The 17,140-nt window shown below is 33.8% G+C and carries 20 protein-coding genes; all 20 read left to right on the top strand.

The genetic code is table 11. From position 1 onward, the window contains the following. The first annotated feature begins 541 nt into the window (after positions 1–541). The 20 genes from F1592_RS10685 (at position 542) to glmU (ending at position 17,117) form a co-directional block, all read left to right on the top strand. Complete coding sequence (locus tag F1592_RS10685; RefSeq protein WP_037536972.1) at positions 542–1,075, top strand: GNAT family N-acetyltransferase; 534 nt, start codon at positions 542–544, stop codon at positions 1,073–1,075. Positions 1,076–1,097: 22 nt separating this feature from the next. Next, positions 1,098–2,438, top strand: a complete 1,341-nt coding sequence (locus F1592_RS10690; protein WP_107609813.1) for an aminotransferase class I/II-fold pyridoxal phosphate-dependent enzyme — start codon at positions 1,098–1,100, stop codon at positions 2,436–2,438. Between the two features lies 1 nt (position 2,439). Beyond that, positions 2,440–3,051, top strand: coding sequence for a dTMP kinase (gene tmk / locus F1592_RS10695; protein ID WP_037536976.1), 612 nt, complete (start codon positions 2,440–2,442; stop codon positions 3,049–3,051). A 33-nt stretch (positions 3,052–3,084) separates the two neighbouring features. Then, positions 3,085–3,414 (top strand): cyclic-di-AMP receptor, encoded by a 330-nt coding sequence (locus F1592_RS10700; RefSeq protein ID WP_011276778.1) that lies wholly within the window; start codon positions 3,085–3,087, stop codon positions 3,412–3,414. Between the two features lie 270 nt (positions 3,415–3,684). Next, complete coding sequence (locus tag F1592_RS10705; protein WP_037536979.1) at positions 3,685–4,611, top strand: DNA polymerase III subunit delta' C-terminal domain-containing protein; 927 nt, start codon at positions 3,685–3,687, stop codon at positions 4,609–4,611. A gap of 1 nt (position 4,612) precedes the next feature. After that, positions 4,613–5,416 (top strand): PSP1 domain-containing protein, encoded by an 804-nt coding sequence (locus F1592_RS10710; protein WP_037536981.1) that lies wholly within the window; start codon positions 4,613–4,615, stop codon positions 5,414–5,416. A gap of 15 nt (positions 5,417–5,431) precedes the next feature. Further along, a complete protein-coding gene (gene yabA, locus F1592_RS10715; RefSeq protein WP_011276775.1) occupies positions 5,432–5,830 on the top strand; it encodes a DNA replication initiation control protein YabA in 399 nt (132 codons plus the stop codon). A 157-nt stretch (positions 5,831–5,987) separates the two neighbouring features. Continuing rightward, entirely contained in the window at positions 5,988–6,713 is a 726-nt protein-coding gene (locus F1592_RS10720; RefSeq protein WP_053017946.1) for a tRNA1(Val) (adenine(37)-N6)-methyltransferase, read from the top strand. Continuing rightward, positions 6,706–6,954, top strand: a complete 249-nt coding sequence (locus tag F1592_RS10725; RefSeq protein ID WP_037536987.1) for a GIY-YIG nuclease family protein — start codon at positions 6,706–6,708, stop codon at positions 6,952–6,954. Before F1592_RS10720 ends, F1592_RS10725 begins: the two co-directional genes overlap by 8 nt. A 2-nt stretch (positions 6,955–6,956) precedes the next feature. Beyond that, the gene (gene rsmI, locus F1592_RS10730) at positions 6,957–7,799 is read left to right on the top strand and encodes a 16S rRNA (cytidine(1402)-2'-O)-methyltransferase (protein ID WP_149809574.1); all 843 of its coding nucleotides are present in this window, start codon (positions 6,957–6,959) and stop codon (positions 7,797–7,799) included. A gap of 250 nt (positions 7,800–8,049) precedes the next feature. Next, a complete protein-coding gene (gene metG, locus F1592_RS10735; protein ID WP_053017948.1) occupies positions 8,050–10,029 on the top strand; it encodes a methionine--tRNA ligase in 1,980 nt (659 codons plus the stop codon). 29 nt (positions 10,030–10,058) lie between these two features. Continuing rightward, positions 10,059–10,829 carry a TatD family hydrolase gene (locus tag F1592_RS10740; protein ID WP_037536993.1) on the top strand — a complete coding sequence of 257 codons (771 nt, stop codon included), beginning with the start codon at positions 10,059–10,061 and terminating at the stop codon, positions 10,827–10,829. A 143-nt stretch (positions 10,830–10,972) separates the two neighbouring features. Beyond that, on the top strand, positions 10,973–11,521 hold the full coding sequence (rnmV, locus tag F1592_RS10745; RefSeq protein ID WP_011276769.1) for a ribonuclease M5: 549 nt from the start codon (positions 10,973–10,975) through the stop codon (positions 11,519–11,521). A 3-nt stretch (positions 11,522–11,524) separates the two neighbouring features. Beyond that, positions 11,525–12,415 (top strand): 16S rRNA (adenine(1518)-N(6)/adenine(1519)-N(6))-dimethyltransferase RsmA, encoded by an 891-nt coding sequence (gene rsmA / locus F1592_RS10750; protein ID WP_011276768.1) that lies wholly within the window; start codon positions 11,525–11,527, stop codon positions 12,413–12,415. A 99-nt stretch (positions 12,416–12,514) separates the two neighbouring features. Continuing rightward, positions 12,515–12,778: a biofilm formation stimulator Veg gene (veg, locus tag F1592_RS10755; protein WP_011276767.1), complete on the top strand. Its 264-nt coding sequence runs from the start codon at positions 12,515–12,517 to the stop codon at positions 12,776–12,778. Between the two features lie 317 nt (positions 12,779–13,095). Beyond that, entirely contained in the window at positions 13,096–13,944 is an 849-nt protein-coding gene (gene ispE, locus F1592_RS10760) for a 4-(cytidine 5'-diphospho)-2-C-methyl-D-erythritol kinase (RefSeq protein WP_037536996.1), read from the top strand. A 16-nt stretch (positions 13,945–13,960) separates the two neighbouring features. Next, positions 13,961–14,785, top strand: a complete 825-nt coding sequence (gene purR / locus F1592_RS10765; RefSeq protein WP_011276765.1) for a pur operon repressor — start codon at positions 13,961–13,963, stop codon at positions 14,783–14,785. A 17-nt stretch (positions 14,786–14,802) separates the two neighbouring features. Then, positions 14,803–15,183 carry a RidA family protein gene (locus F1592_RS10770; protein ID WP_011276764.1) on the top strand — a complete coding sequence of 127 codons (381 nt, stop codon included), beginning with the start codon at positions 14,803–14,805 and terminating at the stop codon, positions 15,181–15,183. A 67-nt stretch (positions 15,184–15,250) separates the two neighbouring features. Then, entirely contained in the window at positions 15,251–15,553 is a 303-nt protein-coding gene (gene spoVG / locus F1592_RS10775) for a septation regulator SpoVG (RefSeq protein ID WP_011276763.1), read from the top strand. Between the two features lie 208 nt (positions 15,554–15,761). Beyond that, entirely contained in the window at positions 15,762–17,117 is a 1,356-nt protein-coding gene (gene glmU, locus F1592_RS10780) for a bifunctional UDP-N-acetylglucosamine diphosphorylase/glucosamine-1-phosphate N-acetyltransferase GlmU (protein WP_053017949.1), read from the top strand. The last annotated feature ends 23 nt before the right edge of the window (positions 17,118–17,140 follow it).

A 17,140-nucleotide genomic window follows, 5' to 3' on the forward strand; every position in this document is an offset into this window, starting at 1 on the left:
AGCGCTTGACTCGAAGTACAGTAAGTTTCTTAGCGCCGTTGGTAGCAGATGTACTTTCCGCTTGAGTAGGTGGTTGCCAGGCAAATTATTGAGACCGAAAGGTCTCTTTTTTTTATGCTTAAAATTAAAACCGAAGGTTTAATAAGATATCAACAAATGAAAGTGTAATAGCTTTACGAGGAGAAAGCGTTTGAAGCCGAGGAATTGAGAAAATTGAGAAGCGATTTTAGTTGAGCTAAAAGAGCAAGCAATTTTAGAAAATGAGGAAGGGTGCGAGCGCTTGTCTCGAAGTAAAGTAAGTTCCTTAGCGCCGATGGTAGCAGATTTACGTTCCGCTAGAGTAGGACGTTGCCAGGCAAATTAATGAGACCGGAAGGTCTCTTTTTTTATGCCTAAAATTAAAACCGAAGGTTTAATGAAATCAATAAATCAATAAATCAAAGTGTAATAGCTTTATGAAGAGGAAGTGTAAAACTAAAGTATTGAGTTACTTTACTTAGTTAAATCGCTTGTCTACACTGTAATTAAAGGAGTGCTAAGAATGATAATTAGAGCTTTAGAAGAAACAGACTTACAATTTGTACATCATTTAAATAACGAATATACGATTATGTCTTACTGGTTTGAAGAACCGTATGAATCATTGAGTGAGTTAAAAACGTTATATCAAAAGCATATTTTAGATGAATCAGAGAGAAGATTCATTATTGAAGATGATCACACGTCTATCGGTGTTGTAGAACTAGTGGAAATTAACTTTGTACATAGAAATTGTGAAATTCAAATTATTATAGATTCACAATTTGGAAATAAAGGCTATGCTAAAAAAGCATTTAAAATGGCAATCGATTACGCCTTTTTAGTCTTGAACCTGAATAAAGTTTATTTATATGTAGATGTGAATAATGAAAAAGCAGTGCACATATATAAAAAAGCAGGTTTCATTATAGAAGGTGAATTAAAAGAACATTTTTATACTCAAGGAAAGTATAAAGATTGTTATGTCATGGGACTATTGAAAACAAAGTGGATTGAGCAACGCGATGGCAATGATGATTTATCGCAAGTGCACTAAATAATTAGAAAGTGTGTATAATATGGAACTTCCAATTTTTCATAAATTATCTCAATTGGTAAATGAAAATGCTATTTCTTTACATGTACCTGGTCACAAAAATGGAACAATCGGTAATGTAAAAAATTTGGACTTTGAGATGGATATGACTGAAATCACGGGACTTGATGATTTGCACCACCCAGAAGATATCATATTAAAAAGTATGCAACATATTCATAAGCACCCGGATTATGACGCATATTTCTTAATTAATGGAACAACCTCTGGAATTTTATCAGTGATACAGTCATTTTCAAAATTAAAAGGAAATTTTTTGATTAGTCGTAATGTGCACAAATCAGTCTTTCATGGATTGGATATTGTACAGCAACCTGCTGATATAATAGCAATGACTAAGAGTAATGATAGTAGTCAATATTTAGGTCCGGACACACAAAGTATGACATTTAATAATCAGAAGTTAGCTATTGTAACCTATCCAAACTATTATGGTGAATGCTTTGATATCAAAGCATTTGTAGATAGAGCACATCGTGAAGCTATACCAGTATTAGTTGATGAGGCACATGGTGCACATTTTAATTTAAAAAACTTTCCAAAGTCTGCACTTGAAAGTGGCGCGGATTATGTTGTGCAGTCTTATCACAAGACATTGCCCGCACTCACGATGGGATCTATATTGTTTATTCATAAAGATGCGCCATTGAAAGATGAAATAGTGCGATATCTAGGATACTTTCAGACTTCTAGTCCTTCATATTTAGTGATGGCCAGTCTTGAGCTAGCGCATCAATTTTATGTTGATTACGATAGTACGCTATTTTTTGAGAAAAGAAAGCAACTTATTGATACGCTAAATATGATTGGATTAACTACTATTTGTGTAAGTGATCCTTTAAAATTATTAATTCAGTATCAAGGGTATTCTGGATTTGAAATACAAACATGGTTTGAACAAATGGGTATATACATTGAATTAGCTGACGACAAGCAAGTTTTAGTTGTATTGCCGTTATGGCATGAGGACGATAAGTATCCATTTGAAACACTATTAAACAAAATCACAAAAATCAACCTACCATGTCCATTGTCATCTAAACAATCAACATCAATACATATACCGTTAGATGAAGGTACGTACTTCCCACAAGATAGTGGTAACGTAACATGGGTTGATATTGATCAATCGATAGGTAAGATATTAGCAATCCACATCATACCATATCCGCCTGGTATCCCTGTTTATTTAAAAGGGGAAAGAATAACCCAAAATATGATAAAATTAATGCGAGAATATCTTCAAAAAGGCGATAGAGTTGAAGGTATAAAACAAGAAAAAATATTAGTTAAGGATGAATAAAATGTCGGCGTTTATAACATTCGAGGGTCCTGAAGGTTCAGGTAAGACAACTGTATTGCAACGTGTGTCTGAAAAGTTAGCTCAGGATTATCAGTTGATTGCTACTAGAGAACCTGGAGGAGTACCAACTGGTGAAGAAATACGTAAGGTAGTATTAGAAGGTGCAAATATGGACATACGTACAGAAGCAATGTTGTTTGCTGCTTCTAGAAGAGAACACCTAGTAGAAAAAGTTGTGCCCGCGTTAAATGATAATAAAATTGTCTTATGTGATAGATATATTGATAGTTCTCTTGCATATCAAGGTTATGCAAGGGGTATAGGTATTGAAGAAGTGAAGCAATTAAATGATTTTGCAATAAATGGTCTTTATCCAAATTTAACCATTTATTTAGATATTACGGCAGAAGTCGGTAGAGATAGAATACTTAAAAATCAACGAGATCAAAATCGACTTGATAAAGAAGATATTGCATTTCATGAGAAGGTGATTGAAGGATATCGACAAATCATTCAAGAAACACCTCAGCGTTTTGCAGTGGTAGATGCGACACGTAATATTGATGATGTAGTCAATGAAACTTATGAGATAATCTTAAATTTTTTAAAATAATTATGATATAATAACAAGAAGAGGTGTTTTAAGATGAAAATGATTATAGCGATCGTTCAAGATCAGGATAGTCAAGAACTTTCAGACCAACTCGTAAAAAATAACTTTAGAGCTACAAAATTAGCAACTACTGGTGGATTTTTAAGAGCAGGTAACACTACTTTCTTATGTGGTGTAGATGATGACCGTGTAGATGATATTTTATCAGTCATTGATCATACTTGCGGTAATAGAGATCAACTTGTTTCACCAATGACACCAATGGGTGGTAGTGCAGATTCTTACATACCATATCCTGTTGAAGTGGAAGTAGGAGGCGCTACAGTATTTGTAATGCCAGTCGAATCATTCCATAGATTTTAACATTTAAAAGTAATGAATAATGAAATTAAGACACCTTAGATGAATAAACAATATTCGAGGTTGGGACATTATGGCTTATGCTCTGGAACACTGATAGACGGTGTTTGAAGGCAGATTTAGCAAACTTATTTGCAACATGTTAAGTTGTAGAGAAGCTCGATTCGACAAAATTTGAAATATAATTTTGCTAATCGGTAAGTTTGCATAAATTCTAAATGCTTTGGTCCTAACCTCTTTTATATTATAAAGTTGAATAAGGAGTAAGCAAGCATGGATGAACAACAAAAATTAGCGAATGCGTATCATTCAAATAAACTATCGCATGCCTACCTTTTTGAAGGTGATGATGCACAATCAATGAAGCATGTAGCGATGGAATTTGCAAAACTTATTCTATGTAATGGGAATCAGCAATGTGAAATGAAAGTTGAAACCTTCAACCAACCAGACTTCATGTATGTATCTTCTGAAGAAAATTCAATTAAGAAAGAGCAAATTGAGCAGTTGGTACATCGTATGAATCAACTTCCTATTGAAGGAACACATAAAGTTTATATCATTGAAGATTTTGAAAAGCTTACTGTTCAAGGGGAAAATAGTATATTAAAGTTTTTAGAAGAACCACCTGAGAATACGATAGCCATTTTGCTATCAACGAAGCCAGAACAAATCTTAGATACAATTCATTCACGTTGTCAGCATGTTTATTTTAAACCAAGTGATAAACAAGACTTTATAGATAGATTAGTTGATGAAGATATTAATAGAGCTGTAGCTGAAATGCTAAGCACCTATACTACGCAACTAGAAACTGCAATAGATTTAAATGAAGAACATGATTTAGTCACACTTAGGAAAGTGATTTTACATTGGTGTGACTTATTATTAACGAATAGACCTATGGCATTAATTGGAATAATAGATTTATTAAAAAATGCGAAAAATCGTAAGTTACAATTACTAACGCTAGCAGCCGTTAACGCGTTTTTTGAAGATATTATGCATGTCAAAATAGGAATTGAACGAGATTTTACATACACAGATTTAAAAGGTAATATAGAAAAATATGCGAATCAGTTATCGCTAAACCAAGTTATAACAATGTACGACCAAATTACAGAAGCGCACAAAAAATTAATACAAAATGTTAATCCGACGCTTGTATTTGAACAAATAGTAATCAAAGGTGTGAGTTAGAATGCCAAATATCGTAGGTGTACAATTTCAGAAAGCAGGGAAATTGGAATATTATGCGCCTAATGATTTAGACGTAAATGTAGATGATTGGGTTGTTGTCGAATCTAAACGAGGCATTGAAATTGGAAGTGTAAAGTTTCCACCTAAAGATGTTGAAGATGGTGATGTTACATTACCTTTAAAAGAAATTATACGCGTTGCTACAGAGCAAGATATCGAAACGTATTATCAAAATGATAAAGATGCCACTAATGCATTACAATTATGTAAAGACTTAGTTAAAGAACAGCAACTGGATATGCGATTAGTTAATTGTGAATATACATTAGATAAATCAAAAGTGATTTTTAATTTTACAGCAGATGATCGTATTGATTTTCGTAAACTCGTAAAACATTTAGCACAAAATTTAAAGACACGTATCGAATTAAGACAAATCGGTGTTCGAGATGAAGCTAAATTACTAGGTGGTATCGGTCCATGTGGTCGTTCACTATGTTGTGCCACATTTTTAGGGGATTTTGAACCGGTTTCAATTAAAATGGCTAAAGATCAAAATCTGTCTTTAAATCCTACTAAAATTTCTGGTGCTTGTGGTCGATTGATGTGTTGTTTAAAATATGAAAATGATTTTTATGAAGAGGCAAGAGCACAGTTACCTGATTTAGGGGATAAAATTGTGACACCTGAAGGCAAAGGACAAGTCATTGGGTTAAATATTCTAGATATTTCAATGCAAGTTAAAATCGATGGTTTAGAACAGCCGTTAGAATATAAAATGGAAGAATTAGAAGCTTTTAATTAAGGAGGCACGTTACTTTTGAATCGCAATGACTTATTTGAAAAAATTGTAAAACTTGAAAGTAATGTTAATCAATTAAATCAGGAAATGAGTGAACTGAAAGCATTATCTATCCAACTTATTGAAGAAAATGTTGCCTTACAAGTTGAAAATGATAATTTAAAATCATTGATGGCTAAGAGTGAACAAGACGTTGAAGCTATCAAAGTTACAAATCGTATTGAAAAAGACAACAAGCCAATGAGTAAGGAAAGAGATAATAAAAGTTCAATTAAACATGTTAAGAAACCATTGCCAAGTAAGGATAACTTAGCAGTATTATATAGCGAAGGATTCCATATTTGTAATGGAGAATTATTTGGTAAACACCGCTATGGTGAGGATTGTTTACTATGTATGAATGTATTAAATAGTTAGACCATTGGTCAGTTGATATTGCCAGTGGATTGACAGTACGTCGAAAATGTAAAGTGAAATTGATTAAAGCGTACGCTAATGATTAGGGATGGATTTCAACACTTTGAAATATAACGATGTGTTGTAAAGACATCTCTTTTTTAGGAGAAAAAAGATTATGTTAAAAGCTAATGAGCGTATTGATGACTTATTTAAAGAAAATTTGAAAATTATACAAAATGACGATGTCTTTTCATTTTCAACAGACGCTTTATTGTTAGGGCATTTTACCGAAGTGAGGAAGAATGACAAAATATTAGACCTTTGCGCGGGAAATGGTGTGATTGCACTCTTGTTATCAGCTAAAGGATCGCAAACAATTGAGAGTATCGAGATACAAGAACAATTGGCTGATATGGCTCGTCGTAGCTTCGAATATAACGATTTGACGAATCGATTATTAATGCATCACATGGATTTAAAAGATGTGTACCAAAACTTTAAACCATCTCAATATACGTTAGTCACGTGTAATCCTCCTTATTTTAAAAGCAATCAACGTCATCAACATCAAAAAGAGGCACATAAGATTGCGAGACATGAGATTATGTGTACATTAGAGGATTGTATGTTGGCAGCGCGTCATCTATTAAAGCAAGGTGGTCGACTTATGATGGTTCATCGAGCTGAAAGGTTAATGGATGTCTTAACTGAGATGCGCAAAGCCAGTATTGAACCGAAACGAGTGGTTTTTATTTATAGTAAAATTGATAAATCGGCTGTTACGATTGTAGTAGAGGGACGCAAAAACGGTAACCAGGGATTAACCATTGCACCACCATTTTACATCTATAACAATCAGGGTGACTACACTGATGAAATGAAAGAGGTGTATTATGGCTAAACATTATGTTTATATAGTTAAATGCAAAGATAATTCATTATATACGGGTTATACTACCAATGTAGAGGCACGTATTGCGACGCATAATGCAGGAAAAGGGGCTAAATATACTAAAACAAGACGTCCGGTAGTGTTAGTTTATCAAGAAATGTTTAGTTCAAAATCAGAAGCAATGCGAAGAGAGTATGAAATTAAAACATATAGCAGACAACAAAAATTAAAAATGATTGAGGAGCGTTAAATATGGCGACATTATATTTAGTGGGAACGCCTATAGGAAATCTAGGTGATATTACATTTCGTGCAATTGAAACTTTAAAAAATGCTGATTTCATAGCTTGTGAAGATACACGAGTGACCAAAAAGCTTTGCAATCATTATGATATTCAAACACCGCTCAAATCATATCATGAACATAATAAGTCACAGCAAACTGAGTATTTAATTGAGTTGTTAAATGAAGGTTACAATATCGCTTTAGTGTCAGATGCAGGTTTACCTTTAATAAGCGATCCAGGTTATGAGTTGGTCGTTGCAGCCCACAGTTATGACATTCATGTAGAAACCGTGCCTGGTCCTAATGCAGGTTTAACTGCACTAATGGCAAGTGGCCTACCATCCTATACGTATACATTTTTAGGCTTTTTACCTAGAAAAGAAAAAGATAAAGTAGCAGTATTACAGGAACGAATGTTTCAAGATAGTACATTAATTATTTATGAGTCACCATTCCGTGTTGTTGAAACGTTAAAAGCCATTTCCAAAGTTGATGATACTAGACGTGTTGCAGTCGGTCGTGAATTAACTAAAAAGTTTGAACAAATTGTGATGCAAGAAGTTGGGCACCTAATAAATGCATTTCAAAACGATGAAATTATGCAAAAAGGTGAATTTGTAATCTTGATTGAGGGCGCTAAGCCTCATGAAACTGAACAATGGTTTCAATCACTTACCATTTCAGAGCATGTCGAACACTATATATCAGAACAAAATATTAAATCTAAAAAGGCGATTAAGTTAGTCGCAGAAGATCGTCGTATGAAGACTGGAGAAGTTTATGACATATATCATGATGTCAATCAATGATGTGGCAATGAAACGTTGATTAATTAAATATTTTTCTGGGAAATGGGCAATGAAAATCTTATGAAATCTCCCATAAATTAATGAATTTATGGTAATGTTAATAGGATACGACATTAGAAAATTGATATGAGTTATAATAAGAAATAACTTAATATAAAAGGATATCGTGATGCGTTTAAGTATCAAAATCCATAATGAACAAAATAACACGTATATATTATTATTTTGTAAACGATGAGGAGGACTATTGATGGCGAAAGAAACATTTTATATTACAACCCCAATTTATTATCCGAGTGGTAATTTGCATATCGGCCATGCATATTCAACAGTAGCTGGTGATGTGATTTCACGTTATAAACGTATGCAAGGCTATGATGTTCGTTACTTAACTGGTACAGATGAACATGGCCAAAAAATTCAAGAAAAAGCTCAAAAAGCAGGTAAAACTGAATTAGAATATTTAGATGAAATGATCAGTGGTATTAAAAGTCTTTGGAGTAAGTTAGAAATCTCTAATGATGACTTTATTCGTACTACAGAAGATCGTCATAAACTAGTAGTTGAGAAAGTTTTTGAGCGTCTTTTAAAACAAGGTGATATTTACCTTGGTGAGTATGAAGGATGGTATTCAGTACCAGATGAAACATATTACACTGAATCGCAATTAGTAGATCCAATATATGAAAATGGCAAAATCGTTGGCGGAAAAAGCCCAGATTCAGGTCATGAGGTTGAGTTAGTTAAAGAGGAAAGCTATTTCTTTAATATTAATAAATACACAGATAGATTATTAGAATTTTATGATGCTAATCCAGATTTCATTCAACCGCCTTCAAGAAAAAATGAAATGATTAACAACTTTATTAAACCTGGTTTAGAAGATTTAGCTGTTTCACGTACATCATTTGACTGGGGCGTTAGAGTGCCATCCAATCCTAAACACGTTGTATACGTATGGATTGATGCATTAGTAAACTATATTTCTGCATTAGGATACTTATCAGATGATGATGAATTATTCAAGAAATATTGGCCAGCAGATGTGCATTTAATGGCTAAGGAAATTGTACGTTTCCACTCAATTATTTGGCCAATTTTATTAATGGCGTTAGACTTACCGCTTCCTAAAAAAGTATTTGCACATGGTTGGATTCTGATGAAAGACGGTAAAATGAGTAAATCTAAAGGTAATGTGGTAGATCCTAACGTATTAATTGACCGCTATGGTCTTGATGCAACGCGCTATTATTTAATGCGCGAACTACCATTTGGCTCTGATGGAGTATTCACTCCTGAAGCTTTTGTAGAGCGTACTAACTATGATTTAGCAAATGACTTAGGTAACTTAGTAAATCGTACAATCTCTATGATTAATAAGTATTTCCAAGGTGAACTGCCTGCATATGAAGGTCCTAAACATGAACTGGATGAAGATATGGAAGCATTAGCACATGAAACTGTGAAACATTTCAATGAAAGTATGGAAAGTTTCCAATTCTCTGTAGCTTTATCTACTGTATGGAAGTTTATTAGTCGTACGAATAAATATATCGATGAGACTACACCATGGGTATTAGCTAAGGATGATAGTCAAAAAGACATGCTTGGTAATGTCATGGCACATTTAGTTGAAAATATTCGATATGCTGCAGTGTTACTACGTCCATTCTTAACACATGCGCCTAAAGAAATTTTCAAACAACTGAATATTAATGAACCTGAATTATTTGAATTAGAAAGTCTTGAACAATATGGTGCATTAAAAGAACCGATTATGGTAACTGAGAAGCCAACACCAATCTTCCCTCGTTTAGACACTGAAGCGGAAATTGCATATATTAAAGAATCAATGCAACCTCCAAAGTCTGAAGAATCTAAAGATGAAGTGGAAGAGCCAAGTAAAGCGCAAATTGATATTAAAGATTTTGATAAAGTTGAAATTAAAGCAGCAACAATTACTGATGCTGAAAACGTTCCAAAGTCTGATAAATTGTTGAAAATTCAAATTGACTTAGGTTCAGAGCAACGTCAAATTGTTTCTGGAATCGCTAAGTTTTATCGTCCAGAAGATATTATCGGTAAAAAAGTTGCAGTGGTCACTAACTTAAAACCTGCTAAATTAATGGGTCAAAAGTCAGAAGGCATGATTTTATCAGCTGAAAAAGATGGTGTCTTAACATTAGTTAGTTTACCAAGTGCAATTCCAAATGGTGCAGTTATTAAATAGTAATAAATTGTAAAATTAGGAGAGATAAAATGTTAATCGATACACATGTCCATTTAAATGATGAACAATATGCGGAAGATTTAACTGAAGTCATTTCTCGTGCGAGAGAAGCAGGCGTTGATCGCATGTTTGTCGTTGGTTTTGATACACCGACAATTGAACGTGCTATGGAACTGATTGATCAATATGATTTTATTTATGGAATTATAGGTTGGCATCCTGTTGATGCGATTGATTTTACAGATGAACGTTTACAATGGATTGAAGAGTTATCAAAGCATCCTAAAGTTATTGGTATTGGAGAAATGGGCTTAGATTATCATTGGGATAAATCTCCAGCTGAAGTTCAAAAAGACGTATTTAGAAAGCAAATTGCTCTCGCTAAAAGAGTGGGCTTGCCTATCATTATTCATAATCGCGAAGCTACGCAAGATTGTGTAGATATCTTAATGGAAGAACATGCTGAAGAAGTAGGCGGAATTATGCATAGTTTCAGTGGTTCTCCTGAAATTGCAGATGTAGTTATTAATAAACTGAACTTCCATATCTCTTTAGGTGGTCCAGTTACATTTAAGAATGCTAAGCAACCTAAAGAAGTCGCAAAACATGTACCTATGGATAGATTGTTAGTTGAAACAGATGCGCCTTATCTTTCACCTCATCCATATAGAGGTAAACGTAATGAACCAGAACGCGTGACTTTAGTTGCTGAACAAATTGCAGAATTACGTGGTATGTCATATGAAGATGTATGTCGTCAAACTACGGAAAATGCTGAACGTTTATTTAAATTAAAATAATAATATATGTCTGAGAAAGATGTTAAACCGTGTCTGTCATGGTATGATTTTATAAACATGACACACGACATCTTTCTCATTTTTTATGTGATAAGTAGTTATAATATATGTGAAATGAATTTGAAAGGTAAGGATTTTTTATTATGAAAATCAATGAATTTATCGTAGTAGAAGGTAGAGATGACACAGAACGAGTAAAGTCGGCTGTTGAATGTGATACGATTGAAACAAATGGGAGTGCTATCAATAAAGAGACTTTAGCAGTCATCCAAAATGCACAAGAAACAAGAGGTGTTATCGTATTAACTGATCCTGACTTTCCCGGTGATAAAATACGTCACACGATTACAGAACACGTTTCAGGTGTTAAACATGCATACTTAGATAGAGAAAAGGCTAAAAATAAGCGTGGTAAAATCGGCGTTGAACATGCGCATCCAAAAGATATTAGAGACGCATTAATGCACGTCAGTTCTCCTTTTGAAGAAGCGGAAGAATCAATCGACAAAAGTGTTCTCATAGACTTAGGATTAATAATTGGTAAAGACGCACGTCGTAAAAGAGAAATACTAGGTCGAAAATTACACATCGGACATTCAAATGGCAAGCAACTGCTTAAGAAACTCAATGCATTTGGTTATACTGAATCGGATGTGCGCGAAGCGTTATCTATGGAAAAGGAGAGTGAATAAAAGGTGGAGAGAAAAGATATTGCGACACCTTCAAGAACTAAGGCATTGTTAGATCAGTTTGGATTTAACTTTAAAAAAAGTTTAGGACAAAATTTCTTAGTAGATGTGAATATCATTCATAAAATTATAGATGCAAGTGAAATTGACGACAACACAGGTATTATTGAAGTTGGTCCCGGTATGGGTTCTTTAACAGAGCAATTAGCCAAAAGAGCTAAAAAGGTGATGTCATTTGAAATTGATCAACGACTTATACCTGTACTAAAAGAAACACTAGCGCCATATGACAACGTTACGATAATTAATGAAGATATATTGAAAGCAGACATTGGTAAGGCGGTTAAAACGTATTTGAATGATTGTGACAAAATTATGGTCGTAGCTAATTTACCATATTATATTACAACACCAATTTTACTGAATTTAATGCAACAAGATATTCCGATTGATGGTTATGTTGTTATGATGCAAAAAGAGGTTGGCGAACGTTTAAATGCCCAAGTAGGAACAAAGGCTTATGGCTCATTATCTATTGTTACACAGTACTATACAGAGACAAGTAAAGTGTTAACGGTTCCTAAATCAGTTTTCATGCCACCACCTAATGTAGATTCTATTGTTGTTAAATTAATGCAAAGAGAGACGCCACTCGTTAGCGTGGATGACGAAGAAACTTTCTTTAAATTAGCTAAAGCAGCTTTTGCGCAAAGACGTAAAACAATTAACAACAATTATCAGAATTTCTTTAAAGATGGAAAAAAGCATAAAGAAAGTATATTAAAATGGCTTGAACAAACAGGTATCGATCCTAAAAGACGCGGGGAAACGCTATCAATACAAGATTTTGCACGATTGTATGAAGAAAAGAAAAATTTCCCAGAATTAGAAAATTAAATTGTTGACAAAGCGCTACTACATTGATAAAATTTAAATTTTATTTGACATAACCTTGCAAAATATGGTATTATGTAACTTGTAGCGAGGTGGAGCAATATGCCAAAATCAATTTTGGACATCAAAAATTCTATTGATTGTCATTTAGGAAATCGTATTGTACTAAAAGCCAACGGTGGTCGTAAAAAAACAATCGAACGTTGTGGTGTGTTAAAAGAAACGTATCCTTCAGTATTCGTTGTTGAATTAGACCAAGATAAGCATAATTTTGAAAGAGTTTCGTATACATATACGGATGTTCTTACAGAGAACGTACAAGTTTCATTTGAAGAAGATAATCATCAAGAAGTAGTTGCACACTAATTTAGACATAAATATAGAGTGGTTTAGTGTACTACAACTCTATAAATTAAAATGTATTGGGTGTTGGGCTTATTAAGTTCAACACTCTTTTTTTGTAGAAGATTAAGATATGCGTCGAACGTGAGACAGTGAATGCTTCTATCTCACTTCCAATCATTTTACTTAAAAATAATATAATTTCATTAGAAAACGTATATTAGTAGATTAAATTGATTGTTTTATTAAGATTTTACATAAATTTGTCATGTATCTATCAAATATTTTAAGTCTTTGTGTTAAAATCATCTTATTACTATAGATGAAGAGAGGGCGGAAAAATGATATATGAAACGGCACCAGCCAAGATAAATTTGACGCTCGATACACTTTTCAAAAGAGATGATGGATATCATGAAATTGCAATGATTATGACGACAGTTGATCTGAACGATCGATTATCTTTCCAAAAAAGAAAAGATAAAAAAATCGTTGTTGATATTGAACATAACTATGTTCCAAATGATCATAAAAATTTGGCTTACCGTGCAGCACAATTGATGATGGAAACCTATGATTTAAATGAAGGTGTCACCATTACTATAGATAAAGATATCCCCGTTTCTGCCGGTTTAGCAGGAGGATCAGCTGATGCAGCTGCTACGATGCGTGGTATTAATCGTCTGTTTAATTTGGATAAATCTTTGCATGAACTAAGTGATTTGGGAATACAAATTGGAACAGACATTCCGTTTTGCATCTATAACAGAACTGCTGTATGCAAAGGCAGAGGTGAAAAGATACGCTTTTTAAAAAAGCCACCTTCAGCTTGGGTAGTTTTAGCGAAACCTAATTTAGGTATATCATCCGCGGATGTATTCAAGGCGTTAGATTTAGATGATGCGCATCATGTAGATACTGAAATGTGCGAGAAGGCGATTGTTGAAGGTGATTATAAACAGTTATGTGAAAGCTTATCGAATCGTTTAGAACCAGTATCAATGTCAATGCATCCTGAAATTGAAAAAATAAAAAATAATATGTTGCAATGTGGTGCAGATGGCGCATTAATGAGTGGTAGTGGTCCAACCGTATATGGGCTTGCTCAAAAAGAAAGCCAAGCGAAAAAGATATATAATGCTGTTAATGGCTGCTGTAATGAAGTGTATTTAGTAAGATTATTAGGATAGAAGGGTTGAACAACAAATGAGGTATAAAAGAAGTGAACGTATCGTCTTTATGACACAGTATTTAATGAATCATCCAAATCAGTTAATACCTTTAACTTTTTTTGTGAAAAAATTTAAGCAAGCGAAGTCTTCAATTAGTGAAGATGTTCAAATTATTAAGAATACTTTCCAAAAAGAAAAGCTAGGTACAGTTATTACGACTGCAGGTGCGAGTGGTGGTGTAACTTACAAACCAATGATGAGTAAAGAAGAGGCTTCGGAAATTGTTGAGGAAGTTATTGAGCTACTTCAAGAAAAAGAACGATTATTACCTGGTGGATACCTTTTCTTATCAGATTTAGTAGGTAACCCTTCTTTACTTAATAAAGTTGGTAAATTAATTGCTAGCATTTATATGGAAGAAGATCTTGATGCGGTTGTGACAATCGCTACAAAAGGGATATCACTTGCCAATGCGGTAGCTAACGTATTAAATTTACCTGTAGTAGTAATTAGAAAAGACAATAAAGTTACTGAGGGATCTACTGTATCGATTAACTACGTGTCTGGCTCTTCTCGTAAGATCGAAACGATGGTGCTTTCTAAACGTACATTAGCTGAAAATTCTAATGTACTTGTCGTGGATGATTTTATGAGAGCAGGAGGTTCAATCAACGGTGTCATGAATCTTATGAATGAGTTTAAGGCACAAGTTAAAGGGGTATCTGTACTTGTAGAATCAAAAGAAGTTAAACAAAGATTGATTGAGGATTATACTTCTTTAGTTAAATTATCTGATGTTGATGAATACAATCAGGAATTTAAAGTAGAACCTGGCAATAGTTTGTCTAAATTTTCTTAAAAGGAGTTTATTACATCATGAAAACAATTAACACTAACAAAGCACCAGAAGCTTTAGGACCATACTCACACGCTATGGTTGTGAATAATTTAGTATTCACATCTGGACAAATCCCATTAGATACTGAAGGGAATATTGTCAGTGATGATGTGAAAGAGCAAACAAAACAAGTGCTAGACAATTTGTCTGTCGTACTTGAAGAAGCTGGTTCGGATTTAAACTCAGTTGTGAAAGCAACCATTTTTATCTCCGACATGAATGAATTTCAACAAATAAATGAAGTCTATGGTAGTTATTTCAGTGAACATCAACCAGCACGTAGTTGTGTTGAAGTTGCACGATTACCTAAAGACGTTAAAGTTGAAATTGAAGTTGTAGGTAAAGTAAAAGGAATATAATTTCCTTAATTAAAGAATTGTCAAGCTTCTAACAAACAAAGATATATATACTAGGGGGGCTCACTACATGAAAGTGACAGATGTTAGACTTAGAAAAATACAAACAGATGGCAGAATGAAAGCACTTGTTTCAATTACATTAGACGAAGCTTTTGTTATTCACGATTTACGTGTAATTGAAGGGAACTCAGGTCTTTTCGTTGCTATGCCAAGTAAACGTACACCAGATGGTGAATTCCGTGATATCGCGCATCCAATCAACTCTGATATGAGACAAGAAATTCAAGATGCCGTTATGAAAGTATATGACGAAACAGATGAAGTTATTCCAGATAAAAATGCTTCATCAGAAGATTCAGACGAAGCTTAAATAAATCATACATTATGGCAGGTTCAGCATTTAAATTTGTTGAACCTGCTTTTTAAATATCAAGTGTGGTATAAAGCATTCTACTAGTGAATACATATTTTGAAAATTTAAATAGACTAAATTATAAAACCTTCTAAATCTTGAAACTCGAACTTGAGTTAAATTATAATAAATTAGAAGTGTAAAATTTATTGGAGGGTTACCACTCATGCAAAGAAATGCGGTAATATTAGCAGCTGGAAAAGGTACTAGAATGAAATCAAATAAATATAAAGTGCTACATAAAGTTGCTGGAAAATCAATGGTAGAACATGTGTTAACAAATGTTAAGAATGCTGGTGTTAACCAAATCGTGACAATTGTAGGTCATGGCGCTGAAGATGTTAAAGAAACATTGGGGAACCAATCGTTATATAGCTATCAAGAAGAACAATTAGGAACAGCACATGCTGTAAAGATGGCTAACGAACATTTGAAAGAAGTGGAAGGTACAACTTTAGTTGTTTGTGGAGACACACCACTCATTACAGCTCATACGTTACAAAAGTTAATTGAGCATCATGAAAGTACTCATGCGCAAGCGACAGTATTATCAGCAACTGCTCAGATTCCGTTTGGTTATGGGCGAATTGTTCGCGATGAACAATGTAGACTACAACGTATTGTTGAAGAAAAAGACGCGTCAGAAGCACAAAAAGCATTAACGGAAATTAGTTCTGGGATTTTTGCGTTCGATAATCGAGTTCTATTCTCTAAATTAGAAGAAGTTAAAAATGATAATGCTCAAGGTGAATACTACTTGCCAGATGTGATCAGCTTAATCTTAGCTGATAATGGCGTCGCTGAAGTTTATCACACAGACGATTTTAATGAGATTATGGGTGTAAATGATCGTGTCATGTTAAGTAATGCGGAAAAGGCGTTGCAACAACGTATTAACATTGAGCATATGAGAAATGGTGTAACTATTATCGACCCTACAACTACATTTATTGGACCAGATGTCAAAATAGGTATGGATACAATTATTGAACCTGGTGTACGTATTAATGGTGAAACAGTAATAGGAGAAGAAGCTGTCATCGGTCAATACTCTGAAATCAACAATAGTCATATTGGCTCACAAGTTGACATTAAACAATCAGTTATTAATGATTCAATCGTTGGTGATAAAACAAAAGTTGGACCATTCGCGCAACTAAGACCTGGTTCAAACTTAGGTTCAGATGTAAAAGTTGGTAACTTTGTAGAAGTGAAGAAAGCAGATCTTAAAGATGGGGCTAAAGTATCTCACTTAAGTTATATTGGAGATGCTGAAATCGGTGAACGTACAAACATTGGTTGTGGTTCAATCACAGTAAATTATGATGGTGTTAATAAATTTAAAACGGTTGTAGGTAAAGATGCATTTATTGGATGTAATACTAACTTAGTGGCACCTGTAACTGTTGGTGACGGTGTGTTAATCGCTGCAGGTTCAACAATTACCGACAACGTCCCTAATGAAAGTTTAGCCCTTGCACGTGCCCGTCAAATCACAAAAGAAGGATATCTCAAAAAATAATTTTTTGATAAAATTTGGTATCT

It is taken from the genome of Staphylococcus sp. GDX7P312P (assembly GCF_008385775.1).
Classification (GTDB): Bacteria; Bacillota; Bacilli; order Staphylococcales; family Staphylococcaceae; genus Staphylococcus; species Staphylococcus haemolyticus.

Excerpts from the sequence above, each read along its gene's own strand:
- veg (WP_011276767.1), top strand. The coding sequence starts at position 12,515 with ATGCCAAAATCAATTTTGGACATCAAAAATTCTATTGATTGTCATTTA.
- F1592_RS10740 (WP_037536993.1), top strand. The coding sequence starts at position 10,059 with ATGTTAATCGATACACATGTCCATTTAAATGATGAACAATATGCGGAA.
- tmk (WP_037536976.1), top strand. The coding sequence starts at position 2,440 with ATGTCGGCGTTTATAACATTCGAGGGTCCTGAAGGTTCAGGTAAGACA.
- purR (WP_011276765.1), top strand. The coding sequence starts at position 13,961 with ATGAGGTATAAAAGAAGTGAACGTATCGTCTTTATGACACAGTATTTA.
- F1592_RS10685 (WP_037536972.1), top strand. The coding sequence starts at position 542 with ATGATAATTAGAGCTTTAGAAGAAACAGACTTACAATTTGTACATCAT.
- spoVG (WP_011276763.1), top strand. The coding sequence starts at position 15,251 with ATGAAAGTGACAGATGTTAGACTTAGAAAAATACAAACAGATGGCAGA.
- F1592_RS10690 (WP_107609813.1), top strand. The coding sequence starts at position 1,098 with ATGGAACTTCCAATTTTTCATAAATTATCTCAATTGGTAAATGAAAAT.
- rsmI (WP_149809574.1), top strand. The coding sequence starts at position 6,957 with ATGGCGACATTATATTTAGTGGGAACGCCTATAGGAAATCTAGGTGAT.
- glmU (WP_053017949.1), top strand. The coding sequence starts at position 15,762 with ATGCAAAGAAATGCGGTAATATTAGCAGCTGGAAAAGGTACTAGAATG.
- F1592_RS10725 (WP_037536987.1), top strand. The coding sequence starts at position 6,706 with ATGGCTAAACATTATGTTTATATAGTTAAATGCAAAGATAATTCATTA.
- F1592_RS10705 (WP_037536979.1), top strand. The coding sequence starts at position 3,685 with ATGGATGAACAACAAAAATTAGCGAATGCGTATCATTCAAATAAACTA.
- rnmV (WP_011276769.1), top strand. The coding sequence starts at position 10,973 with ATGAAAATCAATGAATTTATCGTAGTAGAAGGTAGAGATGACACAGAA.
- F1592_RS10700 (WP_011276778.1), top strand. The coding sequence starts at position 3,085 with ATGAAAATGATTATAGCGATCGTTCAAGATCAGGATAGTCAAGAACTT.
- ispE (WP_037536996.1), top strand. The coding sequence starts at position 13,096 with ATGATATATGAAACGGCACCAGCCAAGATAAATTTGACGCTCGATACA.
- F1592_RS10770 (WP_011276764.1), top strand. The coding sequence starts at position 14,803 with ATGAAAACAATTAACACTAACAAAGCACCAGAAGCTTTAGGACCATAC.
- metG (WP_053017948.1), top strand. The coding sequence starts at position 8,050 with ATGGCGAAAGAAACATTTTATATTACAACCCCAATTTATTATCCGAGT.
- F1592_RS10720 (WP_053017946.1), top strand. The coding sequence starts at position 5,988 with ATGTTAAAAGCTAATGAGCGTATTGATGACTTATTTAAAGAAAATTTG.
- F1592_RS10710 (WP_037536981.1), top strand. The coding sequence starts at position 4,613 with ATGCCAAATATCGTAGGTGTACAATTTCAGAAAGCAGGGAAATTGGAA.